Origin of the sequence: Amycolatopsis sp. NPDC059027 (assembly GCF_042739735.1) — a bacterium.
GTDB lineage: Bacteria > Actinomycetota > Actinomycetes > Mycobacteriales > Pseudonocardiaceae > Amycolatopsis.
Window position 1 is genome coordinate 17319 of the sequence record NZ_JBHYIK010000040.1, and the last position, 19769, is coordinate 37087.

The following is a 19769-nucleotide window of genomic DNA, read 5'->3' on the forward strand; positions in this document are numbered from 1 at the left end:
CGGGGCTTACCCGCACCGGCTTACAAATTTTCGGTCAGCTGCTGGGTGGCGATTACTGGGGGGCGGCGGCCCTCCGGGGGGCGTCACGACACCCGGGGGGGGGGGGGCCCCCGGCGGGGGCCCCACGGGACGTGCCGCGAGGTGGTGGCCGATCCGGTTGGTGATGGCCCTGTTTGGGCCATCACCAACCATCCCGAGCCTGCCGGAGGGTGAGGATGCCAAGGTGTCCGCAGCCGCATAGACGTTGGTCAGGCTCGTTGACGCTCGACAGATCTCCGCGGTCATGTAAAACAAGAGGCATGGAGCAAATCGTCATCCGTTCGGGTGATTCTGGGGACGCGGACACGCTGCTGGGCTTCTTCGACGACGCTGTCGCCTGGCTGGTCACGCGGGGTAGTTCTGGGCAGTGGGGGACCGAGCCGTGGTCGGCGATCCCGAAGCGGGTCGAGCGCGTGCGGGGGATGGCGGCCGACCCGGGGCTGCGGATCGCGGAGATCAACGGCGAGCCGGCGGGCGCGCTGATCGTCACCGAGGAATGCCCGGTGCACGTGCCGAAGGCCGAGGAACGGGAGATCTACATCGGGTTACTGATCACGTCGCGGCGGTTCACCGGGCACGGCGTCGGCGCGAGGCTGCTCGAGTACGCGCTGGACGAGGCGCAGCGCCGGGGCATCGACCTCGTCCGGGTCGACTGCTGGGCAGGCGGTGACGGTCAGTTGCAGGAGTACTACGAGGGGCAGGGCTTCAAGGCGACCGTGCGGTTCAACGTCGACGGCTGGATCGGGCAGGTGTTCGAGCAGCGCGTGGGGTAGCGGGAACGGGCGCGGGGGCGCACCATAGTTGGCAGTACGTCAACAACCTTGGAGTCAGGGCAGACGAAGAGGAGCCGCCATGGCCAGGCAGCCGCGTTCACTTACCGGGAAGGTCGTCGTGGTCACCGGCGGCGCGCAGGGGATCGGGGCGGCGACCGCCGCCGCGGCCGCCGGGCTCGGCGCCAGGGTGGTGCTCGGCGATCTCGACGACGTCCGCGCCGAGAAGACCGCGGCCGAACTCGGCGGTGATGTCGTGGCGCTGCGCCTCGACGTCACCGACACCGCCGGGTTCACCGCGTTCCTCGACGAGGTGGAGCGGCGCGTCGGGCCGATCGACGTCCTGATCAACAACGCGGGCATCATGCCGCTGTCCGCATTGGAGGACGAGGACGACGCGTCGACCCGGCGTCAGCTCGAGATCAACCTGCACGCGGTCATCCACGGCACACGCGAGGCGGTCCGGCGGATGCGCCCGCGCGCGGCCGGGCACATCGTGAACGTCGCTTCGATGGCGGGTAAGGCAGGGTTCCCCGGGGCGGCGACGTACTGCGCGACGAAGCACGCCGTCGTCGGATTGTCCGAAGCCGTTCATTTGGAACTGCACGGAAGTGGGGTGCTCGTGTCGTGCGTGATGCCGGGGATCGTGCGGACGGAACTCGCGAGCGGGCTCGGCGAGGCGAAATTCTTCAAGTCCGTCCGGCCCGAGGATGTGGCGCACGCCATTGTGGACGCACTGCGATTCCCCCGGTTCGACGTGTTCGTGCCTCGATCCCTGGGAACTATGGGCAGGATCACGCGGCTGCTGCCGCGGCGGTGGGGCGAGTCGGTCGCGCGGGCACTCGGTGCGGACCGGGTTTTGGCTTCAGCGGCCCATTCCGCGGCTCGCGCGGACTACGAACGCCGGGCGGCGGACAGCGCGCCGGGCGCGGATTCTTAGCTCGGACGGCCTAACCACTGTCCGAATTGGACTGCTTGCTTCCATGGACTCTGTTGAGTTGCCCGCCGCCGCGAGGCAAGATTGCCGGGAAGTTCGCACGGGCCCAGGAGGCAAGGACATGGCTTCACCACCGGCACGGCTCGCCGCCGCGGCGTCGAATGTCGTGGGCAAAGTGGCCCGCGGTGGGGTCGCCGACCTCCGGCCGATGCCGCGGGTGCTGATCGATCAGGGGCCCAACCGCTCGCTGTACCGGCTCACCCACGGCGCCGAAAAGCAGTCCGGCCCGCCGATCCTGCTCGTGCCGCCGCTGGCCGCGCCGGCGTTGTGCTTCGACCTGCGCCGCGGCTGCAGCCTGGCCGAGCACATGGTGGACGGCGGCCGCAATGCCTACCTCGTGGACTATGGAAACGTCGCCTTCTCCGACCGCCGTCTCGGTGTCGAGCACTGGATCGACGACGTGCTGCCACGGGCGATCCGGAAGGTCAGCGAGGATTCCGATGGGCAGGGCGTGCACCTGGTCGCCTGGTGCCTGGGCGGGATCTTCTCCCTGCTGACCGCCGCCGACCAGGCGGATCTGCCGGTCGAATCGATCACCACGATCGCCGCGCCCTTCGATTTCACCGCGATCCCCCTGATCGCGCCGTTCCGGCCGCTGATCGACCTCACCGGCGGGCATCTGCTGACCCCGTTCTACCGCCTGCTCGGCGGCGCGCCGTCGAGCATCGTCAGCCGGGTCTTCCGCGTGACCGGGATCAACAAGGAAATCACGAAACCCCTTGCCATCCTGAAAAATCTCGACGACCGCGACTATCTCGCGCAGATCGAGGCCGTCGATCACTTCATGGACAACATGATCGCCTACCCCGGGCGCACGTTCGGCCAGCTGTACCACCGGTTCTTCCGCGCGAACGATCTCGCGGAGGGCTCGGTGGACCTGGGCGGGCGGATCATCGCGCTGGCCGGCGTCAAGGTGCCGACGCTGGTGATCGCGGGCCAGAACGACACGATCGCCCCGCGCGCCGCCGTCGAACGGCTGGTGGACCTGCTGGACAACGCCCCGTCCGTGCGCTTCGAAACCGCGCCCGGCGGCCACCTCGGCGTGCTCACCGGCCGCAAGGCGCGACACACCACCTGGCGCTATATCGACGAATTCCTCGACGACCAGGTCTTGGGTTAACCTCCGGCCTCACTCCGGCGCGTCATCCGGGGGATCGAGCCAGGTGACCACCTGCTTGCGGGTCATCACGACGAGCACGATCGCTGCGAGCACGAGCCCGGCGACCGCGAGAACGGTGCCGATGAGCACGACGACCAGTTGCGCGATGACCACGACGATCTCCAGGAAGATCACGGTAGAGCGCAGCCACGGCGGGCGGCTCTCGAGCCGGACCGTGGATACCAGCAGCAGCACCGAGATCAGCACGCTGAGCGCGATCAGGAAGTAGGCGCCCGGCCGGACAAGCTGCTCGTGGCCGATCCTGCTCGCGATCGTGCACACCATCAGGCCGACGGAGAGCGCGTTGACGACGCTCTGGACGTACAGAACACTCCTGGCCATCTTGAGCTGCCCCGGCATCGGGCTGCTATCGCTCATACGCCTACGGTAACCGGATTCCCAGGGAGCGGTCCCGAGCCCGCGGGGTCCGTGCGTGCGCAAAGGCCGGGTAGTTGGCGGCTGGATGTGCTTGCCCAGTGCCTGCGCATGTCGCGAACGCGCCGTTCGGGACACAGCCCTGCCCACCAGGCAGGGCAGATGGCATTCACGGAACGTCCCGGAGGCGGTACGCTGGGGGAGGACGCAGGGCCGCCGCGTCGAGGGGGAGCATCTGACACCCGGGCGGCCGAGGAGCGGATACCGTGCTTGCGTTGTCCTCAGGGGGAATCGGGCTGGTTCTGGTCGCCGTGACAATGCTCGTGGTGGCAGGCGTGGTGACACTGGCCCTGCTGAAAAAGGTGCTCGACTCGCCGGAGCGAGAGGTCCGGGTCCGGGTCCGGGTCGCGGTGTTTCCCCGCCCTCGTATCGAAATCGACGCCAAAGCTGCGTCAGGCGGCGTGGACAAAATCTGATCCAGAACACGAAACCGCCCGGCCGCGCGTGTCCACAGAGGACACGTACGGCCGGGCGGGGTGGACCCTCCCGGGGTGGGCTATTTCAGCTCGGCGGAAGTCTTGCCGAGGACGCGGCGGGCGACGATGAGCTGTTGGATCTGTTGTGTGCCTTCGAAGATGTCCAGGATTTCTCAGCCGGATTTCGCCGATCTCGCTCACTTCGCCGTAAACGGCCTCTGAGCTGCGCTGATGCGTCTCGTTAGTTCTCGTCGTCTGTCGCTGCTCCCTGGCCTCTGACGGCCTGGAGACGGCCTGGCGGACCAGCCACACCTACCCCTGCATCCCGATACGAAGCCAGCACGCGGCCGGTGGTGCCGGGTCAAGACACGCTTCACCGTCTTGACGCGGTGCTACCGGCCGTTGTCACGATCCGGCGTCGGGATGGAGGTCTCTCACGACGGTGCGTAACGGAGATCGAGTCACGAACGACCCGTATGTCACAGTCGCTCGAAGAGGAGGCCGACGTTGGCTCTGGGGACCCGTGTGCCGCCGCCGCGCGGCGCTGCGCCAGGTGACCCGCTGGCGGCCGCACCGCCCGGCCGGCGGGCGAAGCGGAGCGGCAGCCCGCCGTGTCGGAAGCGGATGCGGCCGCCCAGGCGAGGGGCTACATAGGTGACAGGCGCGCCGCCACCGGCGGGGCGCCCTTGATCCCATAGAGCCAAATTCGGCAGAAATAGTTACGGATCTCAACTCATAGGATGTGTCCATGGCATCGATCCAATTCACCTTCAGTTACTCCCCGGGCAAGCTGGAAGAGTTCATTAAGAAGCTTCAGACAGTCGGCGCACCCGAAAAGATCTCATCCGAATATCCCAAGTCTATTGGTTTCGGCTCGTCGCATGCGCGTAGTTTCCCTGCTGCACTGAAGTACGCGGGACTACTTGACTCCTCTGGTCAACCAACCGAGGTATATAAGAAGGGGCTCCGCGGCGGATCTCAGGGACGTGTCTTGGTTGGCAAGGCAATAATGCAGGCTTACAGGCCGATGTTTGATACATATCCCGACGCTAACAACCATTCAGATTCGGATCTCGTGACTTTTGTCAAAAGTCATTCGGACTTTGATGAGGACAAGTCAAGACTGGTTGTTCGGACATTCAAAGTACTATGCAAGTTTGGTGACTTTACTGCCACGGGTGACGATGGCCAGGATGACGATGGCGACGATGGTGACGACTCAAACCCAAAAGGGGGCGCTCCTCGTCGACGGCATCGCGAAAATTCTGGCGGTGCTGTCGTCATCAACGTGAACATTGCCTTGTCTGTTGACGCCACAAGTGATGCTGCCGTCTATGACGCCTTCTTCGCGGCAATGGCGAAGCACCTGAAAGGCTTGATGGATGGTAGCTCCTAGGACGCCACGCGAGGTTGCCGATTGGGCGGCAAGCGCACAGGCCGATTTAAGCAGGCTTCTTGCAGTGCGTGAGACTTCAACGCATCGTGTGATGACGGTGACTGAGTCATACGAGAAGTTGGCTAAGTTAAACATCAAGCAAGACAAGTTGTTTCGCGAGGCACTTCAATGCGCAGAGCACGGGCTCTATCGATCTGCGCACGTCACCTCATTTGCTGCCTTAATGGATTTTATTCACGAATGGATCGCGGCTGACCCGGCGCGTCTCGTGTTAATACAGACGAACTATCCTTCGTGGAATATCAAGCAGGCTGCCGATTTCCGTGAGCAAAAGGACCATACAATTTTTGAAGTACTGAAGAAGCAGGGTTTGATCACTAACTCTATGACGAAGGCACTGCAAGGGCTGCTAGCCAAGCGAAACGAGTGCGCGCACCCGGAAGACTATGAACCCGGTATCAATGACACCCTCGGGTATCTTGATGAAATGATGAAGAGGATAGCCGCGCTGACGCCGTAACTCCGGGAACTTGCTCGCGTTGGACGTTTATAGCAGTGAATGGGTCCGTGTCCGAGTTTTGAATCGAAATTTTGGTATTGCATTCCGCGTGCTGTCGCTATGCTTACGTGAAATATGGACTTGGACGCTTTTCAAGGGCATGCTTAAGCCGTAATAGTGTCGACTTGTGAATACTTAAATTTCCCAAATTTGACGAATCGACCCACAGGACTTCCTTGCTCTCGCTGCTGGTGCGCAAGCTGCCGCCTACCGCGATGGCGCGGAAGCAAATCGAGAACTCTTGGCGGACCTCGCCGTCGTCGTAGGCAATTACGTGGTTGGGGTTGGAGTAGAGGCCGATCACGTCGATGACCTCGCATTCTATGCCGGTCTCTTCGTGGACTTCCCGAATTGCTGTCTCGGCTAGAGTCTCGCCGAGTTCCAGTTGACCGCCTGGGATGGAGTACAGGTCGTTGTCTGTTCGCCGGATCATCAGGATCCGGCCTTCGTCGTCCTGGATGAATGTCGAGACCGCGACTGCGATGCTGTTCGCTGCCGGGGCGTTCGGGTCGTTGTAGTAGTCGACTCGGGTCATGCTGCCTCCTAGAAGGTGGCTGGCTTGGCGAGGTTCCAGACTGACTCGAAGCTTTCCGAGTAGGTTTCGAAGAGGTCCCCGGCGGACAGTCGCCGCAGGTGGAGGGACGGGGCGTGGGCTCCTTGGAACCCGTAGACGTGCGTGTTGATGATCATTTCGTCGTCGAAGCGGAAGATCGAGTTGTAGAGGGTCGTGTTGTGGAAGCGCATATCGATCCCGGCGACGCCGACCAGAGGTCGGTAGGACGCCAACGCGTTGCGGATGCGGGCCGCGAGCGTTCCGTCGCCCAACTGCTCTTCTTCGCCGCGCAGGGCGACGCTGTCGCCTTCCGGGTCGCCGAACAACAAACGGATGTGAGCACCGGCAGAAGCTTTCGCCAAAAGGTCTTTGATGAACCGCGGGCGTTCGACCAGGAACAACGCTGCGTGTACCAGGATCTCGACGGTCTCCGAGGCTTCGTTGATCAGCCGGTCCCACAATTCGACGGGGATGGCGTGGCGGTGTGGGAAGACCTGTACGACCTCGGCGGCGGCCGTCTCGGCTTTGCGCTCTGGGGCCACCGAGTCCGGCCAGAGGTAGGTCTCCGACTCGCGCGCCATGGCGGCGATCTTGTGCCTGTGCTTGGGGTAGGGCGTCCGGTTCTTGGTGATCCAGCGCTCGACGGTCTTCTGATCGACGCCGACGGCCTCGGCGACCTGCTCCAGTGTCAGGCCGTTGCGCATTAGCGCGTCGCGCAGGCGTTCGTTCGGCACTCACACCCCTCGGGACGTGTAGGGACATCTTCGACGGTAGCAGGGACGTCCCTAGAGGTCCCGTCAGGTGGTGATCACGTCCCGCGTTCTGGTGGAGATTGGTGTCAGGCTGCCGGGTCAGGCCGGTGGCAGGACACGAGGAGATAGGCGTGACCGTCGAACCGCCGTCCGACTGCCCGGCTCGGACAAGCGGGCGGCACTTCTCCTGCGGTGTGGCATGACGGTGACGTGGGACGGGCTGGGGCTTCGCTGGACGGTGGATCCGGCTACCGAGGTGACGGTGGAGGAGACCGGGCCGCGCGCGTCGTGTCCGCCGGTTCTGGTGTTGGCTGGGGTCTGTGTGGTGACGTTGGTACCGCCGGAGGATCAGACGGCTTGGCAGGGGTGCGCGATGTTCCTGCGTCGGCTTCGGGACCAGGCGGACGAGCTGGCGAATCTGCTGGAGATCCGTGCGGAGGGGCGTGATCGTGTCGAAAGGTGAGCCGAAGACGCTGTGGGAAGCTCACGAGGTCGTGATGAAGCGTCGGCCTCGGGGCAATGCGAAATCTTCGGACTGGGTGGCGTTCCGGCTCGGTAACGCGCGGCTGTATGAGGCTGTCGCGGACGTTGACCGGGGTCATCATCACGAGGCGCTGTACTGGGCCGATTATGAGCAACGGCAGGCGGAGGAGATCCAGACGGGAGAAGCATAAGACCGCCCGGCCGCTGTGTCCACTGAGGACACTGGCGGCCGGGCGGGGTGGACCCTCCCGGGGTGGGCTATTTCAGCTCGGCGGAAGTCTTGCCGAGGACGCGGCGGGCGACGATGAGTTGCTGGATTTGTTGCGTGCCTTCGAAGATGTCCAGGATCTTCGCGTCCCGGCTCCACTTCTCCAGCAGGGATTCCTCGGAGTACGCCCCGGTCAGCTCGACGCACTTCAGCGTGATGTCGACGACCGAGCGGCCTGCCTTCGCCTTGGCCATCGAGGCCTGCAGCGAGTTCGGCTGGCGGTTGTCGGCCATCCACGCGGATTCCAGCGTCAGCAGGTAGGCCGATTCGTAGTCCGCTTCCAGCTGAAGGAACGCCGCGGCGGCCGCGTGCTGGGTGTTGGCGGGGCGGTCGTAGTCGATGGTGATCCCGGCTTCGGTCAGGATGCGACGGGTCTCCTCCAGCGCCGCCCGCGCGACGCCGATGGCCATCGCGGCCACCAGCGGGCGGGTGTTGTCGAAGGTCTGCATGACCCCGGCGAAGCCCTTCGCCGTGTCGATCTCCGGCGTGCCGAGCAGGTTTTCCTTGGGGACACGGCAGTTCTCGAATCGGAGCACCGCGGTGTCGGAGGCGCGGATGCCGAGTTTGTGCTCGACCCGCACGACCTCGAAGCCGGGCGTGCCCTTCTCCACGACGAACGACTTGATCGCCGCGCGGCCCTTCGACTTGTCCAGTGTCGCCCACACGACGACGGCGTCGGCGCGCTGGCCGGACGTCACGAAGATCTTCTCGCCGTTGAGGACGTACTCGTCGCCATCGAGGCGCGCGGTCGCGGTGATGGCCGCCGAGTCCGAGCCGCAGCCCGGCTCGGTGATCGCCATCGCGGCCCACAAACCGTTGAAGCGCTTGAGTTGTTCGTCGGTGGCGACCGAGCCGATCGCCGCGTTGCCGAGGCCCTGGCGCGGCATCGACAGCAGCAGCCCGACGTCACCCCAGCACATCTCGATCGTGCCGAGGACGACGTTCAGGTTGGCGCCGTTGCGATTGCCCTTCTTCGCGCCGTCCTTGTCGTCGCGGCGGACACCCGCCGCGCCCGCGCCGCCCTCGCCGGAGGAGTTGAGCCCGTCCAGCAGCGCGGCGAACATGTCGAGTTCGGCAGGGTAGGTGTGCTCGGCGCGGTCGTACTTGCGCGAGATCGGCCGGAACACTTCCGACGCGGCCTGGTACGCCTGGTTGATCAGCGCGCCGGCCTTCTTGGGGACTTCCAGGTTGATCATGAGTGCTTACCTTCCGAGAAAGCCTTAGAGGAGAACGGCGCCTTCCATCACGCCGATGGCGCGCAGATCGCGGTACCAGCGCTCGACCGGGTGCTCCTTGACGAAACCGTGCCCGCCGAGCAGCTGCACGCCCGCGTTGCCGATCTGCATGCCCTTGTCCGTCGCGAGCTTGCGGGCCAGCGCGACCTCGCGGGCGTAGGACTTGCCCTGCTCGGCGCGCGCGGCCGCGCGCAGCGTCACCAGGCGCAGGCCTTCCAGCTCGATCGCGATGTCCGCCACGGAGAACGCGACGGCCTGGCGGTGGCTGATCGGCTCGCCGAACGCGGTCCGCTCGTTGACGTAGGGCACGACGTAGTCGAGGACGGCCTTCGCGGTCCCGGCCGCCAGCGCCGCCCAGCCGAGCCGCGACAGCCGCACGATCTCGGCGAACGTCTCGGGCTTGCCGCCGCCGAGCAGCGCGCCCGCGGGCAGCGAAGCCTTCTCCAGATGCAGTTTCCCGGTCGCGGCGCCGCGCAGGCCCATCGCGGGCTCGGCCTCGATCGTGACCCCGGAGTTCGACGACTCCACAAGGAATAGCGCCGGTCCCCGGCCTTCGAGGTCGGCGGAGACGATGAACAGCTCCGCCTGCGCGGCACGCGGCACCAGCGACTTCACGCCGTCGAGCTGGTAGCCCTTCGGCGTGCGCCGGGCCTTGGTGGCGGGCTTGAAGGGGTCGAACAGCGGGGCGCGTTCCTGCAGCGCGAGCGCGGCCGCCGGGACGTGCTCGGTGGCGAACGCGGGCACGTAGTCGGCCTGCTGCTGCTCGTCGCCGTAGGAGACCAGCGCGGTGCTCACGGCCGACGGCGCGAGGACGGCGACGGCGAGCCCGAGGTCGCCGTGCGCGAGCGCCTCCGCGACGAGCGCGTTGGTGACGACCGAGCGTTCGGTGCCGACGCCGCCCAGCTCCTCGGGGATCCCGACGAGGCTGATGCCCAGCTCGGCGGCCCTGCTGAGCAGGCCCTCCGGCGCCGCGAGCTTCGCATCGGCGTCCGCCGCGGCCGGGCGCAGCTGCTCGGCCGCGAACTCGGTGACGGTCTCGACGATGAGCTGCTGATCCTCGCTCGGGGTGAGGTCGAACAGGCCCTTGTCGGACGTCGGCGCGAGCCGCGCGGGCTTGCCGAGCCGCTGCGCCGCCTGGAACGAACGGGTGGCCGCGCCCGCGACGCGGAAGCCGTTCCTCGTCCCCGCGGTGACGAGGTTTTCGACGGGCTTGCGCAGCCCGGCCTTGTCGATGACCTTGCTCCCGGCCAACCGGGTGAGCGCGGCCAGGCCGAAGCCCATCGCGTCTCGTTTCCTTGGCGCAGCCATGGTGGCCCCTCCATCTCGCTACCTACTCGTGAGTAGGTTAGCGGTCCGGGGCGGTTCGTGCCAGCGGTGCCCCTCGATTCGGTGGCCGGACTCACCCGGAAGCTCACCTGGTGCGGACCCGGGGGACCAAATGTTCACTCCCGCTTGTCCGTTTGTCCTGGCTGCCCGGAACCGGTTCTTCCCGGCGATAACTTGCGACCGAAAGCGGTTTCATCCTGCGTCGGAGGAATGAATGAGCGACTCCCTGCCTGTCGTACTGGTGCACGGTTTCTGGCACGGCAGCTGGTGCTGGAGCCCGGTGGCCGAGCAGCTGGCCGCCCGCGGGATCCAGTCGGTCGCGGTCGACCTCGAAGGGCACGGGCTGCGCGGCCCCGCACCGCGCGCCCGCTGGGCGCGGCCGTTCGACGCGGAGGCGTTCGCCACCGAACCGTCCCCGGTCGCTTCGGTCACCGCGTCTTCAGCGGCGGCCGACCTCGCCGACCGGATCCGGGCGATCGGCGCGGGCCGGCCGTGTCTCGTGGTCGCGCACAGCGCCGGTGGCGTGGTCGCGACCGCGTTGGCGGAACTCGCTCCCGAACTCGTGGGCGGGCTGGTCTACGTGGCCGCGCTCGCGCCGGTGAACGGGATGTCCGCGTGGTCGTACCTCGGCAGTCCGGAAGCCGCCGGTGAGAAGTTGTCTCCGCTGCTGGTGGCCGATCCGGCGGTGATCGGCGCCGCGCGCGTCGACTTCCACGATCCGGACCGGCGGGATCAGATCAAGGAGGTCTTCTACGGCGATGTCGACGACCGCACGGCGGACGCCGCCATCTCCATGCTCACTCCGGACGGCCCGGCCGGAATCCCCCGTGAGGAACTGACCGTGACGGCGGAGCGCTACGGCAGCATCCCGCACTCGTACGTGACCTGTACCCAGGACTACGCCATCGCGCCGACGCTGCAACAGCGTTTCATCAAGGAGATCGACGCCGTGTCGGCGTCCCCGACGGTCGTCACGGAACTCGATTCCTCCCACTCGCCCTTCCTGTCCCAGCCCGCCGTGCTCGCCGAACTGATCGCCGACGCCGCGACCGCACGTCACGGCTAGTCGGCCCGAAGCTGACGACGCCGCTCCGACCAGCGGAGCCGCTCGAAGGCGATGAGTCCGAGGACGGTTCCCGTGGCGATCACGAGCGTCACGGCCGCGGGGACGTGTTCGAGCAGCGGGGTCACCGCGGGCAACGCCGCGGCGAGCACCAGGCGCTGCACGTTCCACCGGCCGAGGTTGCGCCTGCGCAGGGCGCTCAGCGTGCACAGGTAAAGCGCCAGCCCGCCGGTCAGCGCCCAGATCGGGACGCCGTGCAGCGCCTCACCGGGGTGGTGGTGCTCGGTGTCGGCGAGGTACAGGAACGCCTTCTTGAGACCGAGCGCGACGAGCACGATCCCGGCGATGAGCGGCAGGTGCAGGAACGTGTACGAGTCGGTCGCGAGTTTCGCGCGCTCGATGCCGGTGGCACGGGTGAGCCGGCGTTCGGAAACCCAGGCCACGACGTCGAAGTACGTCCACCACATGCCCGCGGCGAGCGCGAGCCCGCAGATCGCTGCCCCGGCGACGAGCCACGACATCGGCAGTGCGCCGATCCCGATACCGATGGCCACAATGGACTCCCCGAGCGCGATGATCACGATGAGCCCGAAGCGTTCCGCGAAATGCGCGGGGGAGTTCAGCCGCCAGCCTGCCGGGCCGGCGAGGTAGACGTTGAGGTAGTCGACGGCGAGCGCGATGACCCAGACGCCGAGTTGCCACGGGCCGTGCAGGAACGCCGCGAACGCCAGCAACGCCACGCTCGGCAGCAGGCCCGCGAGCATCCGCAGCAGGACGCGGCGGAGCGCGGCGTCGTGCCGTGCGGCCCCGAGGTAGGCGACTTCTTGGAGCAGCCGCACGGCGAAATAGCAGACGACGAACAACAACGGGGCGTACAGCCCGCCCGGCTGGTCCGTGAACGCTTCGGGGATCGTCAGCGACACGAGGAACATCACCGCCATCGCGGCGAACATCGCGAGCCGGGCGATGCCGTGGTCGACGTGGATCGTGGTGCCCAGCCAGGCATAGCTGCACCAGCACCACCACAGCACGGCGAGCATCGCCATGCCCTGGCCGATCCCGAGCAGGCTCAGGTGATTGGCCATCAGCTGTGTCGTCTGGGTGATCGCGTAGACGAACACGAGGTCGAAGAACAGCTCCAGGCTGGAGACCCGGTGCTCCTCGTCCTCGGTCACCAGATGCAGTCGGCGTCTCGTGGGCACGGCGCATGTTCGCACGGACGCGGGCCTCCCGAGGCGACTTTCACCGAGAGGTAACGGACGAAAATCGGATGCGCGAAAGGCGGCGCGTGCGTCAGGTTTTCCCGTCGGGATGGCCGCACGTCGAGCGGGCACTGTCCGATGTGGCCGGTCCGGTCAGCTCGGTCGGCTGAGTCCCAGCACGGCGTGCAGGAGTGCGCTCAGTTCGGCTTCGAGGTTCGGGCGGTGCGCGACGCGGCGGGTCCTGGTCAGGTCGTTCGCGATGGTCAGCGCCGCGTGCACGGTGATCTTCACTTCCCGCGCGGGAAGCTCCGGTCGCACGGCCGAAAGCAGCGATACCCAGCGCGCGACGTAGTCCCGTTGTACCCGGAGCAGTCCGGCCCGGTCGCGGTCCGGGATGCTCGCCCGGTCGGCCGAGAACGCGACATGCAGTTCGGGAGTGTGCAGCAGGGTGTGCACATAGGACGCGGCGAGCCTGCGCAGCGCGTCCCGTTCGTCGGCCGCGCGTAACGCCTCTTCGGCGGCGACGGCGAGCCGGTCGCCCGCGCGGTGCCCGATCGCCACGAGCAGCGCGCCCTTGCTCGGGAAGTGCCGGTACACGCTGGGCCCGGCGATCCCGGCGGCCGAGCCGATGTCCTCCATGCTCACCGCGCGGAACCCGCGGTCGGAAAACAATCGGGTCGCCTCCGACAGCAGTTGCTCGCGTCTCGAAGGCGTGCCGAGCACGGCCAGCGGTGGCGGTTCCTGGGCCGCGCCCGCCGCGGGCAGTGTGGTGTTGAGCACAGCGAGCGCCCGCTCGACGAGCAGTTGCGCGAAGCGTTTCTTCGCGACCGTCGTGTGGTGGACCGACACGCTGCCGAACACCGACAACGTCGCCCAGCACAACAGCTCGGCATCCTCCGCGGCCAGGTCGGGGCGGACCCGGAGCAGCGTTTTGCTCCACGCCGCGAGCAGCGCGCCGGAGCGCTTGCCGATCTCGCGCTGGTCGTCCCGGGGCAGGTGACGGCCTTCCCAGCGCCACAGCGCGGCGATCTCCCGACGCTCCACCGCCTGTGTCGCCAGCACGGTGAGCAGGCCTTCGAGCTGGTCGACGGCCGATTCGGCGTCGGACAGCGCTTCGGCGGTCGCAGCCTCCATGTCGTCGATCCCGGCCAGCACGACGTAGGCGAGGATCGCCTGTTTGTCCGCGAAATGCCGGTAGAGCGCGGGCCCGGTGACGCCGCCCGCGGCCGCGATGTCGTTGATCCCGACGCCGTGGAACCCCCGCTCGCGGAACAGTTCCGCGGCGACCGCGGCGAGCTGCGCCTTGCGGTCGCGCGGCCTCCTGGCGCGTGCCTGCCGGGGTGAAGGTGACGTCATGGTGAACCGACGATAGCGCGTCATGGGTAGGACACAACCCATTGACACCATGGGGTTACTCGGGCATATGTTAATCGGCATTAGCACCTACCCGGCAGTATGATCCAGGTGCGGATACAACGAAGTACCAACCACGCCCTGCGCGGAGGAGTGTTCAGTGAGTAGCGAGGCCTACATCTACGAGGCGATTCGCACGCCTCGCGGCAAGAACAAGGGTGGTGCCCTGCACGGCACCAAGCCGGTCGACCTCGTGGTCGGCCTGATCAACGAGCTGAAGGTCCGCCACCCGAACCTCGACCCGGCGGCGATCGACGACATCGTGCTCGGCGTCGTCTCCCCGGTGGGCGAGCAGGGCGCGGTCATCGCCCGGACCGCCGCGCTGAACGCGGGCCTGCCCGAGACCGTCGCGGGCGTGCAGCTCAACCGCTTCTGCGCCTCCGGCCTGGAAGCCACCAACACCGCCGCGCAGAAGGTCGCCTCCGGCTGGGACCAGCTGATCATCGCCGGTGGTGTCGAGTCGATGTCGCGGGTGCCGATGGGCTCGGACGGCGGCGCGCTGTTCATGGACCCGGCCACCGCCTACGACAACTACATCGTCCCGCAGGGCACCGGCGCCGACCTGATCGCGACGATCGAGGGCTTCTCCCGCGAGGACGTCGACGCCTGGGCCGTGCGCTCGCAGGACAAGGCCGAGGCCGCCTGGTCCGGCGGTTACTTCGCGAAGTCCGTCGTACCGGTGAAGGACATCAACGGCGTCACTGTGCTCGACCACGACGAGCACCGCCGCCCCGGCTCCACCATCGAAGGCCTCGGCAAGCTCAAGCCCGCCTTCGCCGGCATCGGCGAGCTGGGTGGCTTCGACGCCGTCGCGCTGCAGAAGTACCACCAGGTCGAGAAGATCAACCACGTCCACACCGGCGGGAACTCCTCGGGCATCGTGGACGGCGCCGCGCTCGTGCTGGTCGGCAACGAGCAGGTCGGCAAGACCTTCGGCCTGACCCCGCGCGCCCGCATCGTGGCGACCGCGTCGATCGGCTCCGAGCCGACGATCATGCTCACCGGCCCGACCCCGGCGACCCAGAAGGTCCTCGACAAGGCCGGGCTGACCCCGGACGACATCGACCTGTGGGAGCTCAACGAGGCCTTCGCCTCCGTCGTGCTCAAGTGGATCAAGGACCTGAACCTGCCGGAGGAGAAGGTCAACGTCAACGGCGGCGCGATCGCGATGGGCCACCCGCTTGGCGCCACCGGCGCGATGCTGGTCGGCACCGTGGTGGACGAGCTGGAACGCCGCCAGGCGCGCCGCGCGCTGGTGACGCTGTGCATCGGCGGCGGCATGGGCGTCGCGACCATCATCGAGCGGGTCTGAGGGATCTGAGGACAAGACATGGCTGAAGCGAAAACCATCCGCTGGGAACAGGACGCCGACGGCATCGTCGTGCTGACCCTGGACGACCCCAAGCAGTCCGCGAACACGATGAACGCCGACTTCCGCGAGTCGCTCGGCGTGGTCGTCGACCGGCTGGAGTCCGAAAAGGACACCATCACCGGTGTCGTGCTGACCTCGGCGAAGAAGACCTTCTTCGCCGGTGGCGACCTCAAGGACCTGATCCAGGCGCAGCCGGAGCACGCGGCCGAGATCACCAAGAGCAGCTCCCTGATGAAGGGGCAGATGCGCCGGCTCGAGCAGCTCGGCAAGCCGGTCGTCGCCGCGATCAACGGCGCCGCGCTCGGCGGCGGTCTGGAGCTGGCGCTCGCGACGCACCATCGCATCGCGGCCGACGTCAAGGGCAGCCAGATCGGCCTCCCCGAGGTCACCCTCGGCCTGCTCCCCGGCGGCGGTGGCGTGGTCCGCACCGTCCGCCTGCTCGGCATCCAGAGCGCGCTGCTGAACGTCCTGCTGCAGGGCCAGCGGCACCGCCCCGCCAAGGCTCTCGAACTCGGTCTGGTGCACGAACTCGTTGGCACCGTTGAAGAACTGGTGCCCGCGGCGAAGGCGTGGATCAAGGCCAACCCCGAGGGCGGCGTCCAGCCGTGGGACGTCAAGGGCTACAAGATCCCCGGTGGCAGCCCGTCGAACCCGAGCTTCGCGGCGAACCTGCCCGCGTTCCCGGCGAACCTGCGCAAGCAGATCAAGGGCGCGAACATGCCCGCGCCGCGCGCGATCCTCTCCGCGGCCATCGAGGGTGCGACGGTCGACGTCGACACCGCGCTGCTGGTCGAGACGCGCTACTTCATCAGCCTCGCCACCGGCCAGGTCGCGAAGAACATGACGAAGGCGTTCTTCTTCGACCTGCAGACCATCAACTCCGGCGGCTCCCGTCCGGACGGTTTCGAGAAGTACACCGCCAAGAAGGTCGGTGTCATCGGCGCCGGGATGATGGGCGCGGCGATCGCGTACGTCTCGGCGAAGGCCGGGATCGACGTCGTGCTCAAGGACGTCACGCAGGAAGCCGCCGAAAAGGGCAAGGGCTACGCGGTCAAGCTGGAGGAGAAGGCACTCTCCCGCGGCAAGACCACGCAGGAGAAGTCGGACGCGCTGCTGGCGAAGATCACGCCGACCGCCAAGGCGGAGGACTTCGCCGGGGTCGACTTCGTGATCGAGGCCGTGTTCGAGAGCGTCGAGCTCAAGCACAAGGTGTTCCAGGAGATCGAGAGCGTCGTCAACCCGGACGCCGTGCTCGGCTCGAACACCTCGACGCTGCCGATCACCTCGCTCGCCGAGGGCGTGCAGCGGACCGAGGACTTCATCGGCATCCACTTCTTCTCGCCGGTGGACAAGATGCCGCTGGTCGAGATCATCTGCGGCGAGAAGACCTCCCCGGCCACGCTGGCGAAGGTCTTCGACTACACCCTGCAGATCAAGAAGACGCCGATCGTCGTCAACGACAGCCGTGGCTTCTTCACCTCGCGCGTGATCGGCACCTTCATCAACGAGGCCGTCGCCGCGCTGGGCGAGGGCGTCGAGCCGGCGTCGATCGAGCAGGCGGGTTCGCAGGCCGGCTACCCGGCGCCGCCGCTGCAGCTGATGGACGAGCTGACCCTGACGCTGCCGCGCAAGATCCGCAAGGAGACCCGCGAAGCCATCGAGGCGGCCGGTGGCACCTGGACGGCGCACGCCTCCGAGGCCGTCATCGACAAGATGCTCGACGATTACGACCGCAAGGGCCGGTCCACCGGCGCCGGGTTCTACGAGTACGACGAGGCGGGCAAGCGGACCGGGCTGTGGCCGGGGCTGCGGGACGCGTTCAAGTCCGGTTCCGCCGACGTCCCGTTCGAGGACCTCAAGGAGCGGATGCTCTTCGCCGAGGCGCTCGAAACGGTGAAGTGCTTCGACGAGGGTGTGCTGACCTCGGTCGCGGACGCGAACATCGGGTCGATCTTCGGCATCGGGTTCCCGGCCTGGACCGGTGGTGTCATCCAGTACATCAACCAGTACTCCGGTGGCCTGCAGGGCTTCGTCGACCGCGCCCGCGAGCTGGCCGAGCGCTACGGCGACCACTTCACCCCGCCACAGTCCCTTGTGGACAAAGCGGCCAAGGGTGAGATCTACGAATAGCCCGTTAGTCCGATAGGACGCACCGAAGGGCCCGTCTCGCACTTCACGCGAGACGGGCCCTTTCGTTAACCCTTGTGGCATAACGGCATTCGTATACCTGAGCGAGATCGTTCCCGCCGATAACGGAACGCCCCCTTGTCGGCGCAGATGACGAACCGCGCTCCCGGCGCGCGAGACGGCTGTGACCATCCCGCATGACGCCGGATGCGGTATGGCGCGAGAACACCGCGATCCACACCTTCGTCCGGACACCAGGCAGACCAACAAGTACATCGAGGGCGTCACCGGCACGATCGACTACGGCGGTGACATCGGCCGCAACGTCGCGGACGCTTCACGACACCGGTTGCGGCTCCGCGATCGGCGCGCCGTCGCAGCTACCGACAGCGGGCTGCCCGGTCTCGAAGAACCGCACCACCTTGCTCGCGCACGGAAGGTTTATCAGCGATCCGTGTGCGTCGTCGTCCACGGTCAGCACCGAGCCACCCACGCGCTGCCGCATGTCGAGCGCACCTTGGTAGGGCGTCACGGACTCGTAGCGGTGCGCGATGAGCTGCAGCCGGCTGTGGCCGCGCCGGTAGTCCACGTTTTTTCCGGCGTACGGCCAGTTCACGCAGCTGCCGGAGTAGACGGGCTCGCTGCCGGTGGTGGCCACCGGGTACTGCGCCCGCAGCTTGGTGAAGCCGCGCCACATCTCTTCCAGATCACGCGTACCGGTGGCATCGGCGCAGTTGACCGCGTGCTGCACGAACCCGTTCAGCGTGGTCGGGCGTTTCTCGTCCCAGCTCAGTCCCGTGGTGGCCGCGTTCGAATCGCCCGGGTCCGCGGGCGGGTTCTTCCCCGCGCGTAGGGCGGCGAGCGCCGACGCGGCGTACCCCCAGCGCGTCGAAGTAGTACTCAGCTGGCTGGCCACCCAGATCCCGTCCACGGTGTACGTGTGTCCATTCTGGACGACCTGGCGAGGATGCGCCGCAAGCTCGTCCCGGAGCGCGATCCCGGTGGCGAACACCTGATCGGCGGTCGTGCCCAGGTGGAGCACGGCATCGCGCTCGGCCATCCAGCCGGAGAACCGGTGTGCATCGTCCTCGACCGCCTTCGTCGCCGCCGCGTCGATCCGGTCCAGGTCCAAGTCCGGGGGCAGCACCGAATCGATGGCCATCCGGCCCACGTGCCCGTCGAACAGGCTGCGGTAGGCGGCACCCAGCGCGGTACCCCAGGAAACGCCGAAGTAGTCGATCTTGTCCTCACCCAGCGCCTGCCGGATCCGGTCGACATCCCGTGCGATGGTGACCGCGCCGAGGCTGCTGGTGAACTCCGGGTCCTTCGCCGCGCAGTCGCCGAATTTTCCGGCGTGCCAGCGGATCCGGCCGAGCACCTTGTCCTTTTCGGACTCTCCCGGTGGCTGCGGCCTGCCGGCGATCGAGCAGTCGATCTGCCCGCTGTAGCCGGTGCCCCGCGGATCGAAGCTCACCAGGTCGTAGTACTTAGCCAGCTCGCCGAGCTTGCTGGTCCGGATCATCTCGGGCATCGCCATCCCGGTGCCGCCCGGCCCGCCGGGGTTCAGCACGAGCACGCCGCGCCGGTGTGCCGGATCGGACGCGGGGATCCGGTCCACCGCGATCCCCGTCGTACGCCCGTCCGGATGGGCGTAGTCGACCGGCACGGTCACCGTCGCGCATTCGGCGCTCGTACCGGCTTTCTCCGGCCACGATGGTGCGAGCTTCGTGCACGGTGCCCAGTTCAGCGACGGCGACGCCGCCTCGGCAGGCGTGGCGACCCCGAGAACCGCCACTGCCGCGCCGGTCACCGCCGCCATCTTGCGCAAGAACATGCCATCCTCCTCGGCCGGACCCGGTGCCGCCTACCAGCAGCGGGAAACCGCTTGTCCACCAACGGATCCTGGCCGAGCCGGTCCGCGGTGTCCATTTGGGAAGTCGAGACGGAACGCGCGCAGGTTCTCGTCGAGGGGACTTGTGGCCGCACTCACACTCGAAGAGTGGGGGAGGTGCCGAGGGATGCCTACAGCGTCGCTCGATGTCCCGAACGGCGCGTTCGAGACGTGGATCGCCCCGAACGCGCCGTTCGCGGCGGGGGGGGGGGGGGGGGGGCCCCCCCCCGCGGGGGGGGGGGGGGGGGGGCCCCCCCCCCCCCCCGCGCCAGCTGGACGCGGCCGGGGGCGCGGGGCGGGGCGACAAGAGACC

Annotated in this window: 19 protein-coding genes; 11 read left to right on the forward strand and 8 right to left on the reverse strand. The window is 67.3% G+C overall.

From position 1 onward, the window contains the following. Positions 1–299 precede the first annotated feature (299 nt). The 3 genes from ACFWY9_RS26185 to ACFWY9_RS26195 all read left to right on the forward strand — a co-directional run bounded on the left by ACFWY9_RS26185 (position 300) and on the right by ACFWY9_RS26195 (position 2926). Positions 300–812: a GNAT family N-acetyltransferase gene (locus ACFWY9_RS26185; RefSeq protein WP_378323054.1), complete on the forward strand. Its 513-nt coding sequence runs from the start codon at positions 300–302 to the stop codon at positions 810–812. A 79-nt stretch (positions 813–891) separates the two neighbouring features. Continuing rightward, positions 892–1749, forward strand: a complete 858-nt coding sequence (locus ACFWY9_RS26190; RefSeq protein WP_378323053.1) for an SDR family oxidoreductase — start codon at positions 892–894, stop codon at positions 1747–1749. Positions 1750–1867: 118 nt separating this feature from the next. After that, on the forward strand, positions 1868–2926 hold the full coding sequence (locus ACFWY9_RS26195) for an alpha/beta fold hydrolase (protein ID WP_378323052.1): 1059 nt from the start codon (positions 1868–1870) through the stop codon (positions 2924–2926). Positions 2927–2935: 9 nt separating this feature from the next. Here ACFWY9_RS26195 and ACFWY9_RS26200 read toward each other — a convergent pair whose 3' ends face one another. Next, positions 2936–3343: a hypothetical protein gene (locus ACFWY9_RS26200; protein ID WP_378340165.1), complete on the reverse strand. Its 408-nt coding sequence runs from the start codon at positions 3341–3343 to the stop codon at positions 2936–2938. Between the two features lie 272 nt (positions 3344–3615). Here ACFWY9_RS26200 and ACFWY9_RS26205 point away from each other — a divergent pair, with 272 nt between their 5' ends. The 3 genes from ACFWY9_RS26205 (at position 3616) to ACFWY9_RS26215 (ending at position 5732) form a co-directional block, all read left to right on the forward strand. Continuing rightward, positions 3616–3816 (forward strand): hypothetical protein, encoded by a 201-nt coding sequence (locus tag ACFWY9_RS26205; protein WP_378340166.1) that lies wholly within the window; start codon positions 3616–3618, stop codon positions 3814–3816. 748 nt (positions 3817–4564) lie between these two features. Beyond that, positions 4565–5212, forward strand: a complete 648-nt coding sequence (locus ACFWY9_RS26210) for a DUF5343 domain-containing protein (protein WP_378340167.1) — start codon at positions 4565–4567, stop codon at positions 5210–5212. A gap of 64 nt (positions 5213–5276) precedes the next feature. Beyond that, complete coding sequence (locus tag ACFWY9_RS26215; protein WP_378340168.1) at positions 5277–5732, forward strand: hypothetical protein; 456 nt, start codon at positions 5277–5279, stop codon at positions 5730–5732. A gap of 103 nt (positions 5733–5835) precedes the next feature. Here ACFWY9_RS26215 and ACFWY9_RS26220 read toward each other — a convergent pair whose 3' ends face one another. Further along, positions 5836–6306 carry an NUDIX hydrolase gene (locus ACFWY9_RS26220; RefSeq protein WP_378340169.1) on the reverse strand — a complete coding sequence of 157 codons (471 nt, stop codon included), beginning with the start codon at positions 6304–6306 and terminating at the stop codon, positions 5836–5838. 8 nt (positions 6307–6314) lie between these two features. Continuing rightward, positions 6315–7058, reverse strand: coding sequence for a DUF5919 domain-containing protein (locus tag ACFWY9_RS26225; protein ID WP_378340170.1), 744 nt, complete (start codon positions 7056–7058; stop codon positions 6315–6317). Positions 7059–7275: 217 nt separating this feature from the next. Here ACFWY9_RS26225 and ACFWY9_RS26230 point away from each other — a divergent pair, with 217 nt between their 5' ends. Beyond that, positions 7276–7539 (forward strand): hypothetical protein, encoded by a 264-nt coding sequence (locus ACFWY9_RS26230; RefSeq protein ID WP_378340171.1) that lies wholly within the window; start codon positions 7276–7278, stop codon positions 7537–7539. Continuing rightward, positions 7520–7750, forward strand: coding sequence for an AMED_5909 family protein (locus ACFWY9_RS26235; protein ID WP_378340172.1), 231 nt, complete (start codon positions 7520–7522; stop codon positions 7748–7750). The genes ACFWY9_RS26230 and ACFWY9_RS26235 overlap by 20 nt, the downstream gene beginning before the upstream one ends. Before the next feature lie 67 nt (positions 7751–7817). Here the strand turns inward: ACFWY9_RS26235 and ACFWY9_RS26240 are convergent, their stop codons facing one another. Together ACFWY9_RS26240 and ACFWY9_RS26245 are read right to left on the reverse strand one after the other, a co-directional pair. Then, on the reverse strand, positions 7818–9023 hold the full coding sequence (locus ACFWY9_RS26240) for an acyl-CoA dehydrogenase family protein (protein ID WP_378323049.1): 1206 nt from the start codon (positions 9021–9023) through the stop codon (positions 7818–7820). Between the two features lie 24 nt (positions 9024–9047). Further along, positions 9048–10343, reverse strand: a complete 1296-nt coding sequence (locus ACFWY9_RS26245; protein ID WP_378340187.1) for an acyl-CoA dehydrogenase family protein — start codon at positions 10341–10343, stop codon at positions 9048–9050. Between the two features lie 259 nt (positions 10344–10602). On the opposite strand from ACFWY9_RS26245, the gene ACFWY9_RS26250 reads away from it, so the two are divergent. Beyond that, positions 10603–11454, forward strand: coding sequence for an alpha/beta fold hydrolase (locus ACFWY9_RS26250; protein WP_378323048.1), 852 nt, complete (start codon positions 10603–10605; stop codon positions 11452–11454). Here ACFWY9_RS26250 and ACFWY9_RS26255 read toward each other — a convergent pair. Beyond that, positions 11451–12653, reverse strand: coding sequence for a low temperature requirement protein A (locus ACFWY9_RS26255; protein ID WP_378323047.1), 1203 nt, complete (start codon positions 12651–12653; stop codon positions 11451–11453). The genes ACFWY9_RS26250 and ACFWY9_RS26255 overlap by 4 nt on opposite strands. Before the next feature lie 153 nt (positions 12654–12806). Then, positions 12807–14009, reverse strand: coding sequence for a TetR/AcrR family transcriptional regulator (locus ACFWY9_RS26260; RefSeq protein ID WP_378323046.1), 1203 nt, complete (start codon positions 14007–14009; stop codon positions 12807–12809). A 157-nt stretch (positions 14010–14166) separates the two neighbouring features. Here ACFWY9_RS26260 and ACFWY9_RS26265 point away from each other — a divergent pair, with 157 nt between their 5' ends. Then, the gene (locus ACFWY9_RS26265) at positions 14167–15378 is read left to right on the forward strand and encodes an acetyl-CoA C-acetyltransferase (protein ID WP_378323044.1); all 1212 of its coding nucleotides are present in this window, start codon (positions 14167–14169) and stop codon (positions 15376–15378) included. An 18-nt stretch (positions 15379–15396) separates the two neighbouring features. Continuing rightward, positions 15397–17568, forward strand: a complete 2172-nt coding sequence (locus ACFWY9_RS26270; RefSeq protein ID WP_378323043.1) for a 3-hydroxyacyl-CoA dehydrogenase NAD-binding domain-containing protein — start codon at positions 15397–15399, stop codon at positions 17566–17568. A gap of 334 nt (positions 17569–17902) precedes the next feature. On the opposite strand, the gene ACFWY9_RS26275 is transcribed toward ACFWY9_RS26270, so the two are convergent. After that, positions 17903–19399: an alpha/beta fold hydrolase gene (locus tag ACFWY9_RS26275; protein ID WP_378323042.1), complete on the reverse strand. Its 1497-nt coding sequence runs from the start codon at positions 19397–19399 to the stop codon at positions 17903–17905. Between the last annotated feature and the right edge of the window lie 370 nt (positions 19400–19769).

Bases quoted from the DNA above. Each gene is read 5' to 3' on its own strand.
- ACFWY9_RS26185 (WP_378323054.1), top strand. From the start codon at position 300: ATGGAGCAAATCGTCATCCGTTCGGGTGATTCTGGGGACGCGGACACG.
- ACFWY9_RS26190 (WP_378323053.1), top strand. From the start codon at position 892: ATGGCCAGGCAGCCGCGTTCACTTACCGGGAAGGTCGTCGTGGTCACC.
- ACFWY9_RS26195 (WP_378323052.1), top strand. From the start codon at position 1,868: ATGGCTTCACCACCGGCACGGCTCGCCGCCGCGGCGTCGAATGTCGTG.
- ACFWY9_RS26200 (WP_378340165.1), bottom strand. From the start codon at position 3,343: ATGAGCGATAGCAGCCCGATGCCGGGGCAGCTCAAGATGGCCAGGAGT.
- ACFWY9_RS26210 (WP_378340167.1), top strand. From the start codon at position 4,565: ATGGCATCGATCCAATTCACCTTCAGTTACTCCCCGGGCAAGCTGGAA.
- ACFWY9_RS26220 (WP_378340169.1), bottom strand. From the start codon at position 6,306: ATGACCCGAGTCGACTACTACAACGACCCGAACGCCCCGGCAGCGAAC.
- ACFWY9_RS26230 (WP_378340171.1), top strand. From the start codon at position 7,276: ATGACGGTGACGTGGGACGGGCTGGGGCTTCGCTGGACGGTGGATCCG.
- ACFWY9_RS26240 (WP_378323049.1), bottom strand. From the start codon at position 9,023: ATGATCAACCTGGAAGTCCCCAAGAAGGCCGGCGCGCTGATCAACCAG.
- ACFWY9_RS26245 (WP_378340187.1), bottom strand. From the start codon at position 10,343: ATGGGCTTCGGCCTGGCCGCGCTCACCCGGTTGGCCGGGAGCAAGGTC.
- ACFWY9_RS26250 (WP_378323048.1), top strand. From the start codon at position 10,603: ATGAGCGACTCCCTGCCTGTCGTACTGGTGCACGGTTTCTGGCACGGC.
- ACFWY9_RS26260 (WP_378323046.1), bottom strand. From the start codon at position 14,009: ATGACGTCACCTTCACCCCGGCAGGCACGCGCCAGGAGGCCGCGCGAC.
- ACFWY9_RS26270 (WP_378323043.1), top strand. From the start codon at position 15,397: ATGGCTGAAGCGAAAACCATCCGCTGGGAACAGGACGCCGACGGCATC.
- ACFWY9_RS26275 (WP_378323042.1), bottom strand. From the start codon at position 19,399: ATGTTCTTGCGCAAGATGGCGGCGGTGACCGGCGCGGCAGTGGCGGTT.